Genomic DNA, 2,908 nt, shown 5'->3' with positions numbered 1-2,908 from the left:
GACCCATAAGCGACGTCGATTATCCTTCGGCGGTGACAAGGCCCACAGCGACGACAGGCATCCAAAGGCAGCAGCTGACAACCGATTAATCTCGCTGGCGGGAGTCGAATGTGCCAAGCTGCTCCCATGTCGTGGCAACACGTTCGCATATCGCGGTTCGGTGGCCCCGAGGTCTTGGAACTGGCGGAAGAGTCAACAATCCCCAATCCAGGACCCGGCGAGGTGCGCATCAAGGTTCTCGCTGCCGGAACCGGCTTCACCGACAGCTTCATTCGGCGTGGCCGCTATCCTGACTTCAAAGGACCGCTGCCGTTCACCCCAGGCTACGAGCTAGTCGGTGTTGTCGAGAAGGCTGGCTCCGGTGTGGTCGCGCCGCGCGAGGGACAAATCGTTGCCGACCTCTGCGTGGTCGGTGGTTACGCGCAATATGCTATTCGGCCTGCGCGTTTTCTCGTGCCGGTTCCGGATGGCGTCGATATGGCAGAGGCCGTTTGCATCCCGCTCGCCTACCTTACGGCCTTCCAGATGCTCACGCGCTATCGTCGCTTAATTCCCGGCGAGACGATCCTCGTCATCGGCGCGTCAGGCTCGGTTGGTACGGCGATGCTCGATCTCGCGCGTCATTTTGGCCTCAAGGCAATCGGAACGTGCTCAGCAACGAACTTTGCCGCTGTTGAGCGATTTGGTGCGACCGCAATCGACTATCGCGCGGGTGACTTCGTTGCTTCGGTACGTAAACTTACCGAGTCACGACTTGGTGGCGCCGGCGTCGATGCGGCATTCGATGCGATCGGAGGATCGCATTTCGACCGGTCCTTCGCCTGTCTCGCGCCAGGAGGTACCCTCATCGGCTACGGCTCCCAGACCATGGCAATCGGGCACGAAAGCATTATCGCGGCTGGGCTAGGATTGGCGCGGTTGAAGCTATGGGGCGCATTGAGCTTTCTATTCCGCGGCCGTCGTGCGCTTTGGTACAGCATCACTGACCGCCGCCTGTCGCACCCTGAAGATTTTAGGGCTGACATGGCTGCTCTGTTCGAGTTGCTCCGCAACGGTGCCATTCATCCGGTGGTTACCGGTCGCGAACCACTGGCTGCCGCGAAGAATGTCCACGCGCGCATCGACGCTGGTGGGCTGGGCGGCAAGATTGTGCTGCTACCATGGCCGGCCTCGCAGCTTGTCGCGTAACCCATTCATCGCTTCGCGATGCTCTTGAGTGTGCTACCAATCTGAGCGTAAGTTTCGACTTCCGGTTTTGGCACGATTTCGGAAGTCGCCCAACTGACGCGGCCAAAAAAAGCCGCCCGGTGGCGGCTCTTCAATTTCAATCTGATGTTGGTGCGTCAGGTAGCGATAAATGCGGGCTTTGACTTCCGGCGATACGCCATGAAGCCGATGCTCGCGAACCCCAAAAGCATCATCGCCCAGGTTGACGGCTCGGGGACGCTGCCGGAGATGGAGCATGAATCGCCCACGCAACCAATTGAGGCCCCCGAGATGAATACGGACTCGATATTGGGACCGTTAACTTCCGCGACCTGAAAAAGAGGGGACAGACCGCCCGTGCCGGGTGTATTGAAAAAATTATGCGTCGGGTCGCCGTTCTCCGCTAGTAGGCCAACCGCTGTTCCCGCCGCCGTTTCGACGAAGCCACTTGAAGGCGGGTTACCACCGCCATTTCGGATTTCTTATTTTGCGAGCCTCATATCGGAACCGGGGCGCTCAGCTCGCTCTCATCTTCGAGGTTGCTGCAGCTCTCGGGCGCTTCGCGAGACTCGGGTCATCCCGTATGGCCACGCGCTTCACCTTCTTCACGTCCGATCTCGCCTGTTTGGAGCCGCGGTGGTGCGCCGCGTATTCCTGGCCGTCGACCGGTGCGACATGCGGCGGGTCCCTGCCGAGATATGGGCGCCCGATTCCGAACTCCTTCCCATGCGCATCAACCCACTTCCAGAGCTTTTCGGAGGAAGCCCATCGCTGGTCGCGAGTTCCGCCCTGGACACTCACGATATCGGCCGCAAGCCCATGCCCATAGCCACCGCGGGAGCTCCCGCCATGATACGACCTGCTGCTCGCCGCCTTGAGGCCGCTTGCGATCGACTGGCGGTAGTCATCACGGAATGCGCTGGTGATGCCGGGCGAAAGGCCCGCCGCCTCCGCCGCGTGAAGCGTATGAAACAGTCTTAGCTTGAAGCTCCGATCCATGCCTCCGATCACGTAGTCCATCATCGACATGCCGGCTCGATCCGCCGCCTTCGGATCCTTCCAGCCAAAATCTTCATCGACCAGCTTGGTGAAGGCTCTGGCGACAGTCACCATCTTGCCCTTCCGCTTGACGGCGACGTTCCTCCGTTCAAGCTCCTTGATGGTGTCCTCCTTGGGCGTCCGTTGATAAAGCGCCCACAGATATCGATCGACGCAGATGTCCACGACCAGGCACTCGTCGACGATTTCGATGGAGCTCACGGCCTTGCCGGCGTCGCCAGGTTCGAGATCCGACGGATTCGCCGTTGCGACTCGCACAGGCGCTGGTTCGGCTGGCGGCACATCCGGCGAATTGGTCGAGGCCGTTTCGACAACCGGCTCCGGCTTGTTCAGAGCGATTGATGCGTCGGCGACTGCTCCCGCAAGCGATAGCTCGGCCTTCGCCACATCGGTTTGACCGAGATCGTCATTGAGCATCGAGCTTGGCTGCGGTGCCCCGGCGAGCTCCTGTTCGGTGGAGACAGAGGCAGCGCTGATGTCCTTGCGTGGCGCCGCGCCGGTGTTCTGGATTCCTGCAGGCCCGAAGGCAGCGAGCAAGCCGACAACCCCGGTCGCGAGAATGACCGATCGCAACAATGGCGCCGGCACAGCAGAGATTCGCCGCAGGTTCATCATCCCAGCCTCATCGGAACCGGATTGCACA

Annotated in this window: 4 protein-coding genes; 2 read left to right on the top strand and 2 right to left on the bottom strand. The window is 60.8% G+C overall.

Going from position 1 to position 2,908, the window contains the following annotated elements:
* Positions 1-126 precede the first annotated feature (126 nt).
* The gene (locus QZ213_RS26825; protein WP_291689071.1) at positions 127-1,188 is read left to right on the top strand and encodes a medium chain dehydrogenase/reductase family protein; all 1,062 of its coding nucleotides are present in this window, start codon (positions 127-129) and stop codon (positions 1,186-1,188) included.
* Positions 1,189-1,343: 155 nt separating this feature from the next.
* On the opposite strand, the gene QZ213_RS27250 is transcribed toward QZ213_RS26825, so the two are convergent.
* Positions 1,344-1,418, bottom strand: coding sequence for a hypothetical protein (locus tag QZ213_RS27250; RefSeq protein WP_365885405.1), 75 nt, complete (start codon positions 1,416-1,418; stop codon positions 1,344-1,346).
* On the opposite strand from QZ213_RS27250, the gene QZ213_RS26820 reads away from it, so the two are divergent.
* Positions 1,387-1,542: a hypothetical protein gene (locus QZ213_RS26820; RefSeq protein WP_291689070.1), complete on the top strand. Its 156-nt coding sequence runs from the start codon at positions 1,387-1,389 to the stop codon at positions 1,540-1,542. The genes QZ213_RS27250 and QZ213_RS26820 overlap by 32 nt on opposite strands.
* Positions 1,543-1,722: 180 nt before the next feature.
* Here QZ213_RS26820 and QZ213_RS26815 read toward each other — a convergent pair.
* Positions 1,723-2,908 (bottom strand): peptidase M15 (locus tag QZ213_RS26815; RefSeq protein ID WP_365885403.1); only part of this gene is annotated, 1,186 nt, incomplete at its 5' end.

The sequence above is a fragment of the Bradyrhizobium sp. genome (assembly GCF_017881085.1).
Lineage (GTDB): Bacteria > Pseudomonadota > Alphaproteobacteria > Rhizobiales > Xanthobacteraceae > Bradyrhizobium.
The sequence above is the reverse complement of the archived record's forward strand: the minus strand, read 5'-3'. Positions and strand labels throughout refer to the sequence as shown.